This window comes from Pseudomonas sp. TWI923, from assembly GCF_039673365.1.
Classification (GTDB): Bacteria; Pseudomonadota; Gammaproteobacteria; order Pseudomonadales; family Pseudomonadaceae; genus Aquipseudomonas; species Aquipseudomonas sichuanensis.
Genome location: NZ_JBDJLM010000012.1, coordinates 77,675 through 95,032, shown reverse-complemented (window position 1 = coordinate 95,032; position 17,358 = coordinate 77,675). Strand labels below are relative to the sequence as shown.

Annotated in this window: 21 protein-coding genes and 2 pseudogenes; 9 read left to right on the top strand and 14 right to left on the bottom strand. The window is 63.2% G+C overall.

The genetic code is table 11. The features are described from left to right. Positions 1-270 precede the first annotated feature (270 nt). Positions 271-837 carry an AAA family ATPase gene (locus tag ABE459_RS08145; protein ID WP_323833956.1) on the bottom strand — a complete coding sequence of 189 codons (567 nt, stop codon included), beginning with the start codon at positions 835-837 and terminating at the stop codon, positions 271-273. A 203-nt stretch (positions 838-1,040) separates the two neighbouring features. Between ABE459_RS08145 and ABE459_RS08140 the strand changes: the two genes are divergently transcribed. Then, entirely contained in the window at positions 1,041-1,520 is a 480-nt protein-coding gene (locus ABE459_RS08140) for a cysteine hydrolase family protein (RefSeq protein WP_323833954.1), read from the top strand. Here the strand turns inward: ABE459_RS08140 and ABE459_RS08135 are convergent. After that, on the bottom strand, positions 1,510-1,950 hold the full coding sequence (locus tag ABE459_RS08135; protein ID WP_125463663.1) for a YMGG-like glycine zipper-containing protein: 441 nt from the start codon (positions 1,948-1,950) through the stop codon (positions 1,510-1,512). The two genes, ABE459_RS08140 and ABE459_RS08135, sit on opposite strands and share 11 nt — an antisense overlap. A gap of 163 nt (positions 1,951-2,113) precedes the next feature. Here ABE459_RS08135 and ABE459_RS08130 point away from each other — a divergent pair, with 163 nt between their 5' ends. From ABE459_RS08130 to dsdC, 4 genes are all read left to right on the top strand, one after another. Beyond that, on the top strand, positions 2,114-2,755 hold the full coding sequence (locus ABE459_RS08130; protein WP_258706270.1) for a TetR family transcriptional regulator: 642 nt from the start codon (positions 2,114-2,116) through the stop codon (positions 2,753-2,755). Between the two features lie 40 nt (positions 2,756-2,795). Continuing rightward, complete coding sequence (locus tag ABE459_RS08125; RefSeq protein WP_323833950.1) at positions 2,796-4,298, top strand: MDR family MFS transporter; 1,503 nt, start codon at positions 2,796-2,798, stop codon at positions 4,296-4,298. 125 nt (positions 4,299-4,423) lie between these two features. Continuing rightward, positions 4,424-5,758, top strand: a complete 1,335-nt coding sequence (locus ABE459_RS08120; protein WP_323833948.1) for a D-serine ammonia-lyase — start codon at positions 4,424-4,426, stop codon at positions 5,756-5,758. Between the two features lie 12 nt (positions 5,759-5,770). Further along, on the top strand, positions 5,771-6,712 hold the full coding sequence (gene dsdC / locus ABE459_RS08115; protein WP_323833946.1) for a DNA-binding transcriptional regulator DsdC: 942 nt from the start codon (positions 5,771-5,773) through the stop codon (positions 6,710-6,712). 205 nt (positions 6,713-6,917) lie between these two features. Here the strand turns inward: dsdC and ABE459_RS08110 are convergent, their stop codons facing one another. The 3 genes and pseudogenes from ABE459_RS08110 to ABE459_RS08100 all read right to left on the bottom strand — a co-directional run. Then, positions 6,918-7,424 (bottom strand): N-acetyltransferase, encoded by a 507-nt coding sequence (locus tag ABE459_RS08110; RefSeq protein ID WP_323833958.1) that lies wholly within the window; start codon positions 7,422-7,424, stop codon positions 6,918-6,920. A gap of 12 nt (positions 7,425-7,436) precedes the next feature. Next, positions 7,437-7,985: pseudogene (locus ABE459_RS08105) on the bottom strand (HD domain-containing protein); the annotation flags it as partial. Positions 7,986-8,057: 72 nt separating this feature from the next. Next, positions 8,058-8,432, bottom strand: a pseudogene (locus tag ABE459_RS08100) (DMT family transporter); the annotation flags it as partial. Between the two features lie 372 nt (positions 8,433-8,804). On the opposite strand from ABE459_RS08100, the gene ABE459_RS08095 reads away from it, so the two are divergent. The 4 genes from ABE459_RS08095 to ABE459_RS08080 all read left to right on the top strand — a co-directional run bounded on the left by ABE459_RS08095 (position 8,805) and on the right by ABE459_RS08080 (position 10,942). Beyond that, the gene (locus ABE459_RS08095; RefSeq protein WP_323833944.1) at positions 8,805-9,290 is read left to right on the top strand and encodes an Hcp family type VI secretion system effector; all 486 of its coding nucleotides are present in this window, start codon (positions 8,805-8,807) and stop codon (positions 9,288-9,290) included. Next, a complete protein-coding gene (locus ABE459_RS08090; protein ID WP_323833942.1) occupies positions 9,287-10,003 on the top strand; it encodes a DUF4225 domain-containing protein in 717 nt (238 codons plus the stop codon). The genes ABE459_RS08095 and ABE459_RS08090 overlap by 4 nt, the downstream gene beginning before the upstream one ends. Beyond that, the gene (locus ABE459_RS08085; RefSeq protein ID WP_323833940.1) at positions 10,000-10,284 is read left to right on the top strand and encodes a hypothetical protein; all 285 of its coding nucleotides are present in this window, start codon (positions 10,000-10,002) and stop codon (positions 10,282-10,284) included. The genes ABE459_RS08090 and ABE459_RS08085 overlap by 4 nt, the downstream gene beginning before the upstream one ends. Positions 10,285-10,639: 355 nt before the next feature. Beyond that, positions 10,640-10,942, top strand: coding sequence for a hypothetical protein (locus ABE459_RS08080; protein WP_346648007.1), 303 nt, complete (start codon positions 10,640-10,642; stop codon positions 10,940-10,942). Positions 10,943-11,068: 126 nt separating this feature from the next. On the opposite strand, the gene ABE459_RS08075 is transcribed toward ABE459_RS08080, so the two are convergent. The 9 genes from ABE459_RS08075 to ABE459_RS08035 form a co-directional block, all read right to left on the bottom strand. After that, positions 11,069-11,206, bottom strand: a complete 138-nt coding sequence (locus ABE459_RS08075) for a hypothetical protein (protein WP_167409849.1) — start codon at positions 11,204-11,206, stop codon at positions 11,069-11,071. A gap of 40 nt (positions 11,207-11,246) precedes the next feature. After that, entirely contained in the window at positions 11,247-11,387 is a 141-nt protein-coding gene (locus ABE459_RS08070) for a hypothetical protein (protein WP_110995256.1), read from the bottom strand. A 104-nt stretch (positions 11,388-11,491) separates the two neighbouring features. Further along, positions 11,492-13,690, bottom strand: coding sequence for an OsmC domain/YcaO domain-containing protein (locus ABE459_RS08065; RefSeq protein WP_323833559.1), 2,199 nt, complete (start codon positions 13,688-13,690; stop codon positions 11,492-11,494). A gap of 112 nt (positions 13,691-13,802) precedes the next feature. Continuing rightward, a complete protein-coding gene (locus ABE459_RS08060; RefSeq protein WP_346648008.1) occupies positions 13,803-13,904 on the bottom strand; it encodes a hypothetical protein in 102 nt (33 codons plus the stop codon). Continuing rightward, a complete protein-coding gene (locus ABE459_RS08055; protein WP_346648006.1) occupies positions 13,904-14,089 on the bottom strand; it encodes a hypothetical protein in 186 nt (61 codons plus the stop codon). Before ABE459_RS08055 ends, ABE459_RS08060 begins: the two co-directional genes overlap by 1 nt. 34 nt (positions 14,090-14,123) lie before the next feature. Then, positions 14,124-14,381 (bottom strand): hypothetical protein, encoded by a 258-nt coding sequence (locus ABE459_RS08050; RefSeq protein WP_323833563.1) that lies wholly within the window; start codon positions 14,379-14,381, stop codon positions 14,124-14,126. Between the two features lie 807 nt (positions 14,382-15,188). Then, positions 15,189-15,533, bottom strand: coding sequence for a hypothetical protein (locus ABE459_RS08045; protein ID WP_125463653.1), 345 nt, complete (start codon positions 15,531-15,533; stop codon positions 15,189-15,191). Between the two features lie 16 nt (positions 15,534-15,549). Next, positions 15,550-15,954, bottom strand: a complete 405-nt coding sequence (locus ABE459_RS08040) for a hypothetical protein (RefSeq protein WP_323833565.1) — start codon at positions 15,952-15,954, stop codon at positions 15,550-15,552. Positions 15,955-16,131: 177 nt separating this feature from the next. Further along, on the bottom strand, positions 16,132-17,298 hold the full coding sequence (locus tag ABE459_RS08035; RefSeq protein WP_346648005.1) for a PLP-dependent aminotransferase family protein: 1,167 nt from the start codon (positions 17,296-17,298) through the stop codon (positions 16,132-16,134). Positions 17,299-17,358 lie beyond the last annotated feature (60 nt).

Below are 17,358 nucleotides of genomic sequence, written 5' to 3'. Positions count from 1 at the left end.
GCGTAGGGGCCGTATGATGGGAGCGAGCGGCTTTGCCTACTTTGGCCAAGACCAAAGTAGGCCGCCGTAAGGGCGGAAAGGTGACTATGCGTCGACATCGCAAATGAATGCACATACAAATATAAAAACAGCCAGCCAACCAACCAAACAACAGAACAACAGAACAACAGAACAACCAATAAACCGACTAACTGATTAACTGATTAACTGATTAACTGATTAACTGACTAACAACCTAACCGCAAAATATCTAACGGCAAAATCCCGCCATCAAACCGAACGCCGCCCCTGCATCCCATCACTAATTACCCCCCTCCCCCCAGCCCCATCCACCTCCCCAAGAAACCCCGCAATCTCCCGCCGCCCCCGAAAATGAACCACAGGCACCCCAGGCCCAATCGCCACCCGCATCGCCTCGATCCCCCGCCGGTAGGCCCCATCGAACCCCCAGACAAACTTCAGAAACTCCACAAACTCCCAGTTCAACCGCTCACTGCAACCAGCCGGCAAGTCAGCCCGCGGCCGCCGGCTCAACGACCGCAGGACCACCCGCTTCAGGCAAACCCAGCGCGGCGTATCAAGCCAGATGATCAAGTCCGCCCGCGGCAACCGCAGGTCGAACGTACGCCGCGCATAGTTGCCCTCGCACACCCACGCATCCTGCGCCAGCGCCGAGCGCACCTGATCACGGAACACCTCGGCCTCCGGCTCCACCCAGCCCGGCGACCAGAACAACCGGTCCAGGTGCACCACCGGCAACCCCAAACGCTCGCCGATGGCCCGTGCCAAAGTCGATTTGCCGCTACCGGAATTGCCCAGTATCACGATGCGCTGCATATGCATTCCCTCGCTGCAAAAAAGCCGGCGAGTGTAACGCCGGGGCATGGCGCTGCACAGCGGCTGCCACAAGCCGTTGCTCGCGAAATGCCAGGTGAAGCCACAGGGTTTTGCTACAGGACAGGATCAGCATAGAAGCCTTCGGCGGTGATCGCGGCACGACGTTATACTCCTCGCCCCTGCAACCCGGACCGGACCCATTCATGCGGCAAGCCCTGCTCATCGTCGACGTGCAATCCACCTTCAGCCCTTCGGAAAAGCTGGTGGACGGCATCCGCGCGCTGTCGGCACACATCCCCACCGTCGCCTCGATCGAACTGCACGACGAACAGGCCACGCCGTTCCAGCGCCAGCTCGGCTGGCACCCGGCCAGCGAGGACGTGACACTGGTCGAGGCCGACAAGGTGTTCGTCAAGCACGGCTACGGGCAAACCGCCGAAACCCTCGAGTACCTCAAGGGCCTGGGCGTCGAGCGCGTGCTGGTGTGCGGCCTGCAGACCGAAACCTGCGTGCTGGCCGCAGGCTTCGCCCTGTTCGATGCGGGGCTGTGCCCGACCCTGATCACCGACCTCACCATGGGCTCTTCGCTGGACCGCTCGGGGCAGTTGGGCATCAGCCTGTGGCAACACCACTTCGGCCAGGTCACCACCGCCGCCGAAGTGATCGCCGGGCTCAAGGGCTGACCTGATACCCCCGCCCCTGCAGGCAACCACTGTAGGCACTGGCCTGGGCCTCGCCCTGGCCGCGGCGGTCCTGACGACGCTCCTGGCGTTGGCGCATGCCACCCACGGCGGCACCGGCAGCAGCCGTTTCGCCGGCGCGGTTCTGCCGGTACTGCTGCTTGGCGTCGTCGCTCATACGGTCGTATACCTCGTCGTGCTGGTTGCCGCGCACCTGGGCACCCGCAGCGCCCGCCACCGCCCCGGCGGCGGCACCCTTGACCCGACCACCGACATGCGCACTGCCAGTCGTCGAACTGCTGGCGACACTATTGCAGTCGGCCATGTCCTGCTGCATCTGCTGGCTGCTCTGGCCCTTGAGCGGCGTGACGGTCTGGGCCTGGGCCGCTGCCGCCAGCAGCAACAGCAGGCAGCCCCATGTGACTGTTCGCATGCTCCACCTCCACTCGATTGAAGTGCCGCCTGAAAGAATAGGCCCGCCTGCACCCTGCAAGGCCCCCGGGCAGCGACCTCTCGTCACCCTGAAATAAATTTAAATTGAATTTAAATTTAGACCCGCGCAAGCTCCGGCCACGACCCACCCTCGGAGCCCGACCATGGCCACAGCCCCCCGCGAACCGCGCAAGGACGGTGAAGCCACCCGCACGCGCATTCTCGAAGCCGCCGGCGAGCTGTTTGCCGCCCAGGGTTTCGCCGAGTCCAGCAACAAGGCGGTGGCCGCCAAGGCCGAGGTCGACCTGGCCTCGATCAACTACCACTTCGGCAGCCGCAACGGCCTGTACCTGGCGGTGCTCGACGAAGCGCGTCGGCGCTTCCTCGATATCAGCAACCTGCAGCGCATCCTCCAGGCCCCTCAGCCGGCCACGGACAAACTGCGCGCACTGATCGAGCAGGTGGTGCACAAGGCCAGTTCAGGCCAGGGCAGCTGGCACCTGCGGGTGCTTGCCGCCGAACTGCTCACCCCCAGCAGCCATGGCCAGGCCTTGCAGGGCACGGCGCCGCAAAAGCTCATGCTGCTCAAGGGGCTGTTCAGCGAGATCAGCGGCCTCGCCCTCGACGACCCGGCGCTGACCCGCTGCATCCTCTGCGTCACCGCCCCCTGGGCGATGCTGCTGATCGGCCCGCGTGGCGGCTCCGGGGCCGTGCAGGAAATCCTCGGCATGCCCGCCGCCGAAGTCTGCGAGCAGCTGTACCGCTTCGCCCTAGCCGGCCTGCGCGACGCCGGCCAAGGTCGCTGACCCCTCGCCCATGCCACTCTCCCCTCGCCCAGGCCAACCCATGACAACCCTATCCACTGCCCTCGAACACGATGCCCACCCGCCGGTTCCCTTGCTGCTCGGCGCCCTGCTGCTGGTGATGTTCCTCGCCGCACTGGACCAGACCATCGTCTCCACCGCCCTGCCCACCATCGTCAGCGAGCTGGGCGGGCTGCGCTGGTTGTCCTGGGTGGTCACCGCCTACCTGCTGGCCTCCACCGTGGTGGTGCCGCTGTACGGCAAGTTCGGCGACCTGTATGGCCGCAAGCGCGTGTTGCAGGTGGCCATCGTGCTGTTCCTGGTGGGCTCGGCACTGTGCGGCATGGCCCAGAACATGACCGAGCTGGTGCTGCTGCGCGCCTTGCAAGGGTTGGGCGGTGGCGGGCTGATGGTAGTGGCGATGGCCGCCATCGGCGATGTGATCCCACCCGCCGAGCGCGGTCGCTACCAGGGCCTGTTCGGTGGTGTGTTCGGCCTGGCCACGGTGGTCGGGCCGCTGATCGGTGGCTTTCTGGTCGAACAGCTGTCGTGGCGCTGGATCTTCTACATCAACCTGCCCCTGGGCCTGCTGGCGCTGCTGGTGATCGGCAGCGTGTTCCGCCCGCACGTGGCGCGGGTGAAGCACGTGATCGACTACCTTGGCGCATGCTTCCTCACCCTGACCCTGGCCTGCGTGGTGCTGATCACCAGCCTTGGCGGCAACCTGCTGGCGTGGGGCTCCCTCGACATCCTGTGCCTGTCGCTGTTCGCGCTGATCGGCCTGGTGGGCTTCATCCATGAACAGCGCCGTGCCGCCGAACCGATCATGCCGCTGCACCTGTTCCGTCACCGCACCTTCGCCCTGGCCGGGCTGATCGGCTTCATCGTCGGCATGTCGCTGTTCGGCTCGGTGACCTTCCTGCCGCTGTACCTGCAGGTGGTGAAAAACGCCACGCCGACCAGTGCCGGGCTGCAGATGCTGCCGCTGATGGGCGGGCTGCTGGTGGTTTCGGCCATCACCGGGCGGCTGATCAGCCGCTGGGGGCGCTACCGGATGTTCCCGATCCTCGGCACCTTGCTGCAGGCGATCGCCCTGGCCCTGCTCAGCCGGCTCGACGAGCACACGTCGATGGCAGTGATGAACCTGTACATGGGCTTGCTCGGCGCGGGCCTGGGGATGGTCATGCAAGTGCTGGTGCTGGCCGTGCAGAACAGCGTCGAGCCGCGCCATATGGGCGTGGCCACTTCGGGGGCGACACTGTTCCGGTCGATCGGCGGCGCCATCGGCGTGTCGGTGTTCGGCGCCCTGTTCTCCCATGCGCTGCTCGAACGCCTGGCACAGGCGTTCCCGGCCGACACCCCGGTGCCGACCAGCCTGTCGCCCGAGCAGGTGCATGCCCTGGCCGCGCCCCTGCAACAGGCCTACCTCGCCGCCTTCTCCGGGGCGATGCATGGGGTGTTCCTCGTGGCCTGCCTGATCACCTGCCTGGCGTTCGCGCTGAGCTGGCTGCTGCGTGAAGTGCCGTTGCGCAAGGCACTGGCTTGACCGCCGCGACACATGACACCCGGTCATGCATGGCCTGACGATCAATCGTTTGTCCGGCCCCGTGGCGCTACGCTCTAATGCGCGAAAACAACGACCCCTCGCACGCAACAACCCAGGAACTACCCATGATTCTCGGAAAAACGCTTGAAGCCTGGTGCCAGAGCCACCCCCTGATCCGCGAGCTGGTGGCCTTGCAGCCGACCCGCTGGTTCAACCCCGACATCGCCCCTGCCGCCCAGGCGCTGCACGATGTCGGCCTGGACGCCGCCGACGTTGCCGCCGCCAGCGCCCGACTCGCGCGCTTCGCGCCCTACCTGGCCACGGTGTTCCCGGAAACGGCGGCCAGCGGCGGCATCATCGAGTCGCCGATCCGCCCGCTGCCCAGCCTGCAGCGCGCCCTGCTGCAGGAGGCCGGCCTGCCGCCCAGCGGCGCGTTGTGGCTCAAGGCCGACAGTGAGCTGCCGATCTCCGGCTCGATCAAGGCCCGTGGCGGTATCCACGAAGTGCTCAAGCATGCCGAGGACCTGGCGCTGGCTGCCGGGCTGATCACCCTGGACAGCGACTACCGGGCGCTGGCCAATGACCAAGCGCGGGCGTTCTTCGGGCAGTACAAAGTGGCGGTCGGCTCCACCGGTAACCTGGGTTTGTCCATCGGCATCATGAGCGCCAGGCTGGGCTTCCAGGCGACCGTGCATATGTCGGCCGACGCCCGTCAGTGGAAGAAGGACAAGCTGCGCAGCCATGGCGTGACGGTAATCGAATACGCCTCGGACTACAGCGTGGCGGTGGAGCAAGGGCGCCAACAAGCCGAAGCTGACCCGGCCTGCTACTTCGTCGACGACGAGAACTCGCCGCACCTGTTCCTCGGCTACGCCGTGGCCGCCGAGCGCCTGGCCAGGCAATTCGCACAAGCGCAAATCTGCGTGGATGCCGAACACCCGCTGTTCGTCTACCTGCCCTGCGGCGTGGGCGGCGGGCCTGGCGGCGTGGCGTTCGGCTTGAAGCTGGTATTCGGTGACCACGTGCATTGCCTGTTCGCCGAACCGACCCATTCGCCGTGCATGCTGCTGGGGGTGTACACCGGGCTGCACGACGCGGTCAGCGTGCAGGACTTCGGCATCGACAACCTCACCGCCGCCGATGGCCTGGCGGTGGGCCGGCCTTCCGGGTTCGTCGGCAAGGCCATGCAGCGGCTGATCGATGGCTACTACACCGTCACCGATGAAGAACTGTATCGCCTGCTGGCCCTGGCCCACGACCTTGAGCAGGCGCGCCTGGAGCCCTCGGCGCTGGCCGGCGTACCAGGCCTGCTGCAGGTGCTGGGCGCAGCGGATTACCTGGAGCGCAACGGCTTGACGCCTGCGCGCATGGCCAGGGCCACGCACCTGGTATGGGGCACCGGCGGCAGCATGGTGCCTGCCGACGAATACGCCGCTTACCTCGCCAAAGCACGAAGCTGAACAGGAGCGCCCATGCCCGCACCCGCCCACCTGCTCGCGCCGAAACTAAACGGCGCGCACCTGGCCAACCTGCACACTTTCCTGGTTGCGGCCCGGCACCTGAGTTTTGCCCGGGCGGCCGACGAGCTATGCCTGACCGCCAGCGCGGTGAGCCATCGGATCGGCCGGCTGGAGCAGCAATTGGCGCTCAAGCTGTTCCACCGTTTACCGCGCAAGGTCACGCTTACCGAGGACGGCGAGCGCGTGTTCCAGATCATGCAGCGCACCATGGATGCGTTGTCTGAAGCCGTAAGCGAGCGCGCCCATGGCCAGGTGGCCGGGCAACTGACCTTGTATGTGCGGCCCTCGGTCGCGCAGTGCTGGCTGGTGCCGCGGCTGGCCGAGTTCACGACGCAGTACCCGGATATCCAGCTGGACATCCGCGTCGGCAACGAGAGCATCGACTACCGCACCCGCAAGGTCGACCTGGTGCTGTGCTATTCGCACGGGCATTACCCGGGGCTGGTCAGCACGCCGCTGATGGCGGAGCGGATCGCGCCGGTGTGCTCGCCCGAATACGCCCGGCGGCATGGGCTGCTGGGCGGCATCCAGGGTTTGGGCGGCTGTACCTTGCTGCACGATGTCGCGGCCTGGGACAACGTGGCGCACGATGCCGAATGGCGCTCGTGGTTGCAGCGCATGGCGCTGGATGTGCCGCTGCCGGAGCGCTTCCTCACCTTCGACCGCTCCGACCTGTGCACCCTGGCTGCGGTGAACCATGCAGGCATCGCCATTGGCCGTGAACAGTTGGTCAAGGCACGCATCGCCAACGGCGAGCTGATATTGCCGTTTGGCGACTTCGTCGCGGCGGACCGCTGCGGCTATTACCTGGTGCACCCACCCCATGAGCCGATGCCTCGGCGGCTGCAGGTGCTGATCGAGTGGTTGCAGCAATCGGCCATGGGAAGCAGCTGACATTCAAGCCAATCGGGGCCGCTATGCGGCCTTACGCAGGCCTTTGTAGGAGCGGCCTTGTGTCGCGAAAGGGCCGCAAAGCGGCCCCGGCATTGTGTGCGCTAACGACCGAATTCGGCATATACCCAGCGATCGCCGGGGCCGCCTTGCGGCCCTTTCGCGGCACAAGGCCGCTCCTACAGGATGACCGTTTGCGCGGGCGCGCTCAGGCCTGTGCTTCGAACGCCGGGTGATAGCTGACCTGACCGCTGGGTACCGGCCCGGCCAGGGCGAGGGCCTGGAAGTACTCCGCCGGCACACCGGGCAGCACCAGCGCCGGCTCGGCCTTGAAACCGAAACGCCCGTAGTAGGCCGGATCACCCAGCACCACACAACCCTGGCCGCCCAGGCGCCGTAGCTCGGCCAACGCGGCCTGCATCAGCGCCGTGCCAATGCCCTGGCCCTGGCGCGACGGCGCCACGGAAATCGGCCCCAGGCCGAACCAACCACTGGCGCCGGATGCAATCGTCACCGGGGAAATGGCGACATGGCCGACCAGCACCCCACCTTCCTCGGCGACCAGCGACAGCGTGAGCTGCCCGGCCTTGCGTAGCGCCGTGACGATGAACTGCTCGGTGTGGCTGCTATGTTCGGCGTTGGCAAAGGCCGCCTCTGTCAGCCGGCTGATGGCGTCGATATCGCCGGGCTGCTCGTCGCGGATGTTGAGGTTCAGCTGCAGGTTGCTGCGGGTGTCGGCGTCGATCAGCTGGCGCAGCGCCGCGAACAGCGGGGTGGCCGCTGTGTAGTGCTTGCCGTAGCTCAGGTTGAAGGCGTAGTCGAAATCCGGCGGGTTGCGGCCCTGGTTGTGCTGCAGCAGGGTTTCGAGTTTGTCCAGCGCCTTGACCGCCTGGGCTTCCGGCGAGGCCGCGGCTTCGTAGTCTTCCCACAGCGCCAGCAGCTCGGCCTGCAGCGGCGCGTCCAGGCTGGACAGCAGCGTCTTCAGGTCGGTGCGTTCCTGCTCGCTCTTGTCGGGGAACGCATGCTTGCTGATGGCCGGGACATCACCATGGATGGCTTCGCCCAGGTCATGGATGACACACATCCTGAGCACCTTGAGCAGGTCCAGGCCGGCCAGTTCGTCGGCGAAGGTCATGGCCATCAGGCACAGGCGCCAGGTGTGCTCGGCGGTGCTCTCGGCCCGCCCGGACGAAGTGTGCGCGCTTCTGAGCACGCTTTTGAGCTGCTCCGCCTGGCGCAGGAACTCCAGGCGGCCGTGCAGTTTGTCGATGTCCATGTCGTTACCCTCCAGATTGCAGCCTGGCACCATAAACCATGCGCGCCCGGGCAGGTAGAGGGTGTTGCCGGCTCAGTGGCTCGGTGCCTTGCGCCAGGCGCAGCACACCGTGGCCAGCACGATCAGCGCCGCGCCCGCCGCCATGCGCAGCGACGGCTGTTCGCCGAACAGCCACCAGGCGCAGGCGATGGCGTACACCGGCTCCAGGGCGATGATCATGCCCGCGGTGCGCGCCTGGAGCCCGTCCAGGCTCTTGACGAACAGGAACTGCGAAAGCCCGGTGCAGAACACCCCCAGCAGCGCCAGGTTGATCCAGTCCGAGGCGCTCAGGCTGCTGGTGGCCAGGTGGCTGAAGGCAAGCGGCGCCACGACGATCGCCACCACCAGGTTCTGCCAGAACGACACCTGCAGGGCGTTCATGCCCGCCGGGCGACGGCGGTTGGCCACTGCCAGCCCGTGGCGCAGGGTTGACCGATGGATCAATTATTCGGTTTTGCCGGTGGCGGGAGCAGATTGGCAAAGACGCGTGCTTGTCTGAATGCGACGTGCGCGGTGGCGGGGAGCGACATAGCCCTTGGCCAGATAAACGCCCCCCCCTGGTAGGAGCGGCCTTGTGTCGCGATAGGGGCGCGCAGCGGCCCCAGGATTTGTGGCTGGCGCAAGATTGCTGAGGCTTGTTCGGCCACGGCCAATCACCCGTAGCATCCAAGCTCAATAAACAAAGCGTTCTGCAAAGGCCGGATATTTCAGAAGCGTCCGGCATACACGCCGTGAGCGTTTTCGTAGGCTGCGATCCTTTCCCCACAAGGAGTGCAGCCCATGGCTTTCAACGGATACATGAGCATCACCGGCAAGCGGCAAGGTTTGATTTCGTCAGGCTGCAATACCCAGGCGTCCATCGGCAACAGGTGCCAGATCGCGCACCAGGACGAGATCATGGTGATGTCGTTCAGCCACGGCATTTCCAACCCGGACAACACCCAGCGCGGCATCCACCACCCCGTTGAGGTCACCAAGCTCATCGACAAGTCCACGCCCTTGCTGGCCCAGGCCGTGGACAGCCGGGAAGTGCTCGACTGCGATATCCAGCTGTACCGCATTCATCCGGCAGGCCATCGGGAGAAGTACTTCTCCGTGAGGCTGGAGGGTGCGGTGATCGTCAGCCAGGAAATGGATGTGCCCCATGCGGTGCTCTTGACCGACCAGGACGCCGAGGAGCGGCTGCTGATCAGCTATCGGAGCATCAGCTGGATTCACCACGCCGCCGGTACCACCGGGTACGCCAGCTGGGGTGAGCAGCTATGAGCCAGCGTGACGAAGAATATGGCGAGCGGCTGGATGAGGCGTATTGGGAGGTGAATGCGGCGGCGTCTCGGTTGATCAGCTATGGCTGTGGGATTAGTGCTAAACACCTGAGCGATCGGCGGTTGCGGATGCAGTTCAATCGTGAACTGGCTTATTACGCGCGGCGGGTGATGGACGATGTGTACGAGCGACGCATCACCCCGGAGCAAGGGCTTGAGCGGATTCAGGCCGAGAAGAAGAGTCTTTACTCGCAAGCGTCGCGGATATTTAGCCAGTTGGTAGGCATGGCTGGCGGCGTCTCGCAATTTGCTGAGGGGTTAGGGAGCTGCATAGGGAGTCTTGGTTCCACATGCGTGATTCACGGAGCTCCGTTGATCATGCACGGAGGTAACAACCTTTACGAAAATGCCCGAGGTCTCTACGAAGGTCGAACTGATGTGGTCGGGCCTGTGAGGGAGTTCTATCAAAATGCGGCCAAGAGCCTGGGGTACAGCGAGCGGGATGGCAATCTCGCTTACTACACGGCGGATCTTTTCCTGTCGGGGCGGGCGTTGTGGCGAAAGGTTCCAAAGCGAGATGCATGGCGGCTATATCGATATATGGATGCTGACAAAGAGCGAAAAATAAGACAGCTAGGTAAGGGAGGGCTTGGGGTCGAGCTTTCCACATCTGGCCTGACCATTAAGCAATGGGTGGATGAGTACAAAGAATGAAGCTGCTGCTTCTGGGGCTTTTGGCGACATGCGATATCGCAATCAGCTTGCTGCTTAATAGATTCATTTTCAAGAAGCTGGACAAATTTCTGCAATTTTTAGGGTCATCATTATTCAATGGTTTCATGGGGGGCGTTTATATTGAAATGATGAGCGGAGAGGGACTTATCCGATTCCCCTATAACTCTATAACTGATTTCGGTTTCTGGCTTGTGGTTTTCCTTACTGCGGCAATGTTCTTTTTCCACATTTGGGCTTTGACCTCACGAAACGTTGACTGACCCAAAGTTTTGGTCACAGCCGAATAGCAAGGACATGGTGGCGTTTCGTGGAAATGCAAGATAATTCCATGAAGGAGAAGATGGCATGCAGGGGCCGCCCAGAAAAGACTATCGTGAAGTTTATAAAAGTTTAGGGCGTACCGAGCGGGAGGGTACACTAGCCTAATTATCTGCCGATGCAGCGCTGTCGGTGGGGCGTTGCTTCGGCCTGCTCTAAAAGCGGATGCATTGAGGCTCTACAAGTACTATTCCGCTGCTAAAAAGATGGCAGTGAAACAGACGAGTATATTTGCAGTTTTTTGGATGGACTTACAAATGGCGCGACCACACAATAGTTCAATGAGTAGCTTAAAAAGTGAGCATCTTTGAATTTGCGCTAGTGACCCTGGCGGATGTAGCATCAACGCTACTTCTTCGACAGCATTTGCACTCTGCAAACAGCAGTGTATTTCGGGAAGTGCCAGCTCATTTGCATGGTTTTGCAATGGGGGGGGGGGGGGGGGGGCCACTTTATATGGTGCTCTTGAAAGATGATAAGACATTTTTCGTGGAAATTGATTATGGTGACAATTTTTATCGGGACCTAATAGTGCTGAATGCCGGCACACTGATTATGATTTTCTTTCATGCATGGTCTATTTCGGCACGCCACAAATAATTGAATATTGTAGGCGGATTTGCTTTGAGGGTGAGCGCTATGCTGGGACGCTTTACAAACTTGCCAAGGAATATTGGACCATCCAGAAAAGGGCTGCGAAGCAGCCCCATTCCTACTATGCATAACTCACGGGCATTGGCAGGTAGACGGCCCGAATACCGGCCCTGCGCACGGATCCTTACCCGGCCCGAACACCGGGCACGAGGCCTGGGCGGTCAGCGAGAAACCCAGGGAAAACAGCACAGCCAACAGCACCTTCTTCATTTTCGACCTCCTGGTCTTTTTCGAACATTCCTTGTTTGCTTCAGGGGCAGACGCACTCGGTGGGGCCGAGCACAGGCCCCGCGCAAGGGTCCGGTTGCGGCCCCAGCACCGCGCAATCGGCGTACGCCGTCATCGAGCACATCCACAGCAGCAGCGATGCCGCCAGCAATTTGCCTTTCAACATGACCTCCTTGGTCCTGGTCTGTCCTTCGGGATGCCGGCGCATGAACCGCCGACCCCGGGACAGCTAAGACCAAACCCGGCGATCGCGCCAGCTTTCGCTGATCAGCCCTGCAACCCAGCCGCCCTCGCCCGCGCCGCATGCAGCTTCTTGTAGCTCTCCACCAGGCGCAGGTGGCGGTCCAGGCCTTCGAGCTTCATGCTGGTCGGGGTCAGGCCATGGAAGCGCACGCTGCCATCCACCGAGCCCAGCACCGCGTCCATTCGCTCGTTGCCGAACATGCGACGGAAGTTGTGCTCGTAATCTTCCATCTCCAGCTCGTCGTCCAGCACCACCTCCAGCACCACGTTCAGCGCCTGGTAGAACAGCCCGCGCTCAACGGTGTTGTCGTTGAACTGCAGGAACATTTCCACCAGTTCCTTGGCCTCCTCGAAGCGCTGCACCGCCAGCTGGATCAGCAGCTTGAGCTCGAGGATGGTCAGCTGGCCCCACACCGTGTTGTCGTCGAACTCCACGCCGATCAGCGTGGTGATGGTGGTGTAGTCATCCACCTCGGCATTGTCCAGGCGCTTGAGCAGCAGCTTCAGCGAGCGGTTGTCGAGGCTGTGCAAGTTGAGGATGTCGGCGCGGAAACCCAGCGCGCGGTTGGTGTTGTCCCAGATCAGGTCCTCGACCGGGTAGATCTCCGAGTAGCCCGGCACCAGGATGCGGCAGGCGGTGGCGCCGAGGTCGTCGTACACCGCCATGTACACTTCCTTGCCCATGTCCTGGAGGATGCCGAACAAGGTGTCGGCCTCTTGTACGTTGGAGTCCTCGCCATGGCCGCTGAAGTCCCACTCGACGAATTCGTAGTCGGGCTTGGCGCCGAAGAAGCGCCACGACACCACGCCGCTGGAGTCGATGAAGTGCTCGACGAAGTTGTTCGGCTCGGTCACTGCCAGGCTGTCGAAGGTCGGCTGCGGCAGGTCGTTCAGGCCTTCGAAGCTGCGGCCCTGCAGCAGTTCGGTGAGGCTGCGCTCCAGCGCCACTTCGAAGCTTGGGTGGGCGCCGAACGAGGCAAACACGCCACCGGTGCGCGGGTTCATCAGGGTCACGCACATCACCGGGAACTCACCGCCCAGCGAGGCGTCCTTGACCAGCACCGGGAAGCCCTGCTCTTCCAGCCCCTGGATACCGGCGACGATGCCTGGGTACTTGGCCAGCACCTCCTGCGGCACGTCCGGCAGGCACAGTTCGTCTTCGAGGATCTCGCGCTTGACCGCCCGCTCGAAGATCTCCGACAGGCACTGCACCTGGGCTTCAGCCAGGGTGTTGCCGGCGCTCATGCCGTTGCTCAGGTACAGGTTCTCGATCAGGTTGGACGGGAAGTACACCGTCTCACCGTCGGACTGGCGCACGAACGGCAGCGAGCAGATGCCGCGTTCCTTGTTGCCCGAGTTGGTGTCGTACAGGTGCGAGCCACGCAGCTCGCCGTCGGGGTTGAAGATGGCCAGGCAGTGCTCGTCGAGGATCTCTTCCGGCAGCGCATCCTTGGGCCCGGGCTTGAACCACTGCTCGTTGGGGTAGTGCACGAACGGCGCGTTGGCGATGTCCTCGCCCCAGAACTGGTCGTTGTAGAAGAAGTTGCAGTTCAGGCGCTCGATGAACTCGCCCAGCGCCGAGGCCAGCGCAGCTTCCTTGGTGGCGCCCTTGCCGTTGGTGAAGCACATCGGCGACTGCGCGTCGCGCACGTGCAGCGACCACACGTTAGGCACGATGTTGCGCCACGAGGCGATCTCGATCTTCATCCCCAGGTTGGCGAGGATCGCCGACATGTTGGCGATGGTCTGCTCCAGCGGCAGGTCCTTGCCGGGGATGTAGGTGGTGCTGTCCGACACCGGCATCAGCAGCGCCTGGGCATCGGCGTCGAGGTTGTCGACCTGTTCGATGATGAACTCGGGGCCGGTCTGCACCACTTTCTTCACGGTGCAGCGGTCGATGGAGCGCAGGATGCCCTGGCGGTCCTTGTCGCTGATGTCTTCGGGCAGCTCGACCTGGATCTTGAAGATCTGGTTGTAGCGGTTCTCCGGGTCGACGATGTTGTTCTGCGACAGGCGGATGTTTTCGGTCGGGATGTCGCGGGTCTGGCAGTACAGCTTGACGAAGTACGCCGCGCACAGCGCCGAGGACGCCAGGAAGTAGTCGAACGGCCCCGGGGCCGAGCCATCGCCTTTGTAGCGGATCGGCTGGTCGGCGATCACCGTGAAGTCGTCGAACTTGGCTTCGAGACGGAGGTTGTCGAGAAAATTGACCTTGATTTCCATGCGAGGGGGTACCAGGAAGCGGGGCGGAAAATGGCGGGTATTATCCGGGATTCGGCAGCGAATGTCTTGGCATGCCGCCGGGCGACCGGTAACGGGCCGCCCGGCCGTCCGCTCATGGGGTTTTGCGCATGCCCATGTGTGCGTCATCCATCAGGGCCTTGGCCAGGTCGCCGAGAAAATACCCGGCCCATACCAGCACCGGGTCGTTTTCCATCACGCCGATGAATGACGCCCGGCGGGCGCTGTCCAGTAGTTCGCTGGCTTGCTCCAGGCGTGGTCGGCGCAGTTGCCGGGCTCTACGCGAAACAGCCGCTTGCCCTCGCCCACGCCCGCGATGCAAGTGGCCGAACCGACGGTGTAGCCGAGTTTGCCGATGCCTTCGGGTAAGTCGTTTTTCATGTGACATCCTCGATTGGGGTTTGAGTGCAGGCGCTCAGTGCAGCGTGTTCTCACTGGGCTGTGCCCTGCGCTGCAACTGGGCCAGCGCGCATTCCAGCAGGGTGCGCAGGGCTTCGAGTTCGTGCATTACGGTCATCAGCATGATGGTGGCCGGTGATCGGGGCAGGAAGGTGAGGGATTGATGGGCCACGGCCAGGCCGCACAGGGCGTGCTCCATGGCTTCGACCAGGGTGTCTTCGAGGTATTGGGGGGTATCGGGGGAATGGGGTGGGTCGGGGACGATTTTGAGCATGGCGACAGTCTCTAGTTGTGCTTATCGGACCGCCACCGAACACTTGCAGGTGGAGGGGTGGCGGCTACGTACGGGCCTGCAAGACCGGGGCAACTAGAGAAAGCCCGGCTGACCCGAAGGTCACCCGCACGCAGCCACCATAAAGCACAGTCAGGTGCCAGAAGCCGAAGACTGATGGTGTTGCTGATCTAGTTGTCCCGCACGGGCTTGCAGACCCGGCCGCTGAATTTGCAGCGGCTGGGCGAGACTAGACCTCAGTTCGATGGTGCAAAAGCCTTGGAAGCATGCTTCGGAAAGGACCTACGCAGAAGAGGGAAAATCCGATTCATTCATGTAGGACATGGGGCCGTCAGCGCGCACCGAGATTCCGCGTCAAGCCACCAAGGCGTATATCGGCGAAACATCAGGAATAACTGGCCCGAAACAGATGTGGGAGCTGGCTTGCCAGCGATGCGCCGCGCGGGCGGCGCTCGATCTTGAGAGCGCTGCAGATCTTTTGGCGTGCACCTGTTGGCCCACATGCGATCCCAAGACAAGCCCTTGGGCGTCACACCGCTGGCCCTAGGCAATCAGGATTGGGTAATGGCTACCAAGTGCATGTCGGGAGATTGGATGAAGGCCACCAGGTGCCTGCCGGTATTTTTGCAGCGCCCATGAGATCGAGCGCCGCCCGCGCGGCGCATCGATGGCAAGCCAGCTCCCACATCTGTTTCGGGCCAGTCACTCCTGCAAGCTCATCACTGTCCGCCTTGTTGGTTCACCTCGATTCAGAGGTGCGCGCTGATGACGCTGCGCCAGACTCAAGACTTACTCCGCCCGAAAACTCCACACAATCTCAACCACCCGCGAAGCCAGCACCAGATAAAGCACACACAAGATCACCTGCAACACCGTGTGATAGGGCAACTTGGCCAACCGATGCAGGGTATCGCTGACATTGAGCAGCAACAACAACGCCGATACCAGGATCAACCCCCACCCGGTAAAGCTGGAAACCCACAGCCCGAGCAAAACCTGCTGATTGCCATGAATAGCCTCGGTCCCCGCCGCAAACAGCAGCGCGCACACCAGCAAGTTCTTGAAGTTGTCGAAGACTTTGGTGCTCAGGTCGGCCTCAAGCAGGTCGAGGTACTTTCGCCACAGCCTGCGCATGGTCCGCGCTCCCGATTCAGCGGTTATAGCGAATGACAATGCCCTTCAACTTGCGCCCCTCGATGGAGCGGATATCCCGGTCCCACAACGGCCCGCTGACATAAGCCGCTACCGGCTGGATGCGGTCATACACCACCACAACGGCATCGCCACCAATGCCTGCAGCCTCGCTGCGCAACTTCTGCTCGATTTCGCTGACCGAAGCCGACCCATCGGTACCGGCATCGATCACGATCTCGCCCAAGCGCACATGGGGCCGGGTCGGCTCGCTGCGCAGGATCTCCACGTTGCCCGGCAGGGTTGGCGCCGGGTGCGGCGCACCGACGTATTCGGTGGTGCGGGCGTCGATGCTGCTGCAGGCCGTGAGGGCCAGGGCCAATGCGCCCAGCAGCATGGCGGGGACGAAGCGATGCTTGAACATCCGTGAATCTCCTTGGGCAGCGTGGGGGACCGCCAGAAAGAAGGATGGTCGAGAAATGCCTGATGGCAAGTACAGGGGCCTATCGCGGGGCAAGTGGCAGCGGCGCACCGCCGCTCCCACGTTGACGCTCACGGTGCCGTGGGAGCGGGCTTGCCCCGCGATAGCGTCAGCGAAGATTCACGCCGCCCTCGCCCGCTGCCCCTCGCGCACCACCTGCGCCAAGCGCCGCAACCCTTCCTCCAACTGCCCCGGCGCCACATGGCTGAAGTTCAGCCGCAAATGCCCATGATGCTGGTCCGGCTCTGGGAAGAACGGCTCGCCCGGCATGAACGCCACACCCACCGCCAATGCAGCCGCCAGCAAGGTGCGGGTATCCAGCGGCTGCTTGAGGGTCAGCCAGAAGAACAGCCCGCCCTCGGGCTGCTGCCAGTCGGCAAGGTCGGCAAAGTGCGTTTGCAGCGCGGCCTGGAACGCATCGCGGCGCTCGCGGTAGTAGTCGCGCAAGGTCCTCAGGTGCTGCCGATGCTGCTCGCTGCCCAACCACTGCAGCACCTGCCACTGCCCGACGCGGTTGGTGTGCAGGTCGGCGGCCTGCTTGAGCCGTAGCAGGTAGGGGAACAGATCAGGGCTGGCGATCAAGTAGCCGACCCGCAACCCCGGCAGCAGGGTTTTCGACACGGTGCCGGTGTAGATCCAGCTGGCCTTGCGCAGGCGGCTGACGATGGGTGAGGCGCTGGCACCGTCGAAACTCAGTTCGCGATAAGGCTCATCTTCGATCAAGGTGACGCCGAACTCGTCCAGCAATGCCGCCACGGCGTCGCGCTTGGCCTCGCTGTAGCGTAGGCCGGACGGGTTCTGGAAGGTCGGGATCAGGTAGATGAACGCCGGGCGATGCTGTTGCAGACGCTGGCGCAAGGCGGCCAGGTCCGGCCCGTCGGCTTGCATCGGCACGGCCAGGCAATCGGCGCCGAACAGCTGGAAGATCTGCAGCACGGCCAGGTAGGTCGGGGCTTCCAGCAGTACTTCGGTGCCCTTGTCCAGGTACAGCTTGGCCGCCAGGTCCAGCGCCTGCTGCGAGCCGCTGACCACCAGCACCTGGCTGGCCTGGCACTCGATACCCAACGCCCGCGCCTCGGCCGCCAAGACCTCGCGCAGGGCCGGCTCGCCCTCGCTCATCCCGTACTGGCCCATGGCGACCGGCATTTCATCCCACACCACCTTGGGCAGCATGGCCTCGGCCGGCAGGCCGCCGGCGAACGACATCACCTCCGGGCGCTGGGCCGCGGCTAGGATTTCACGGATCAGGGAACTCTTTAAGCGCGTGACACGTTCAGAAAAGGCCATGGGATCACCGGTAGCGGGGCGTGGAGGAAATAAGTCAAACTGCTTGACCGAAACTACGAC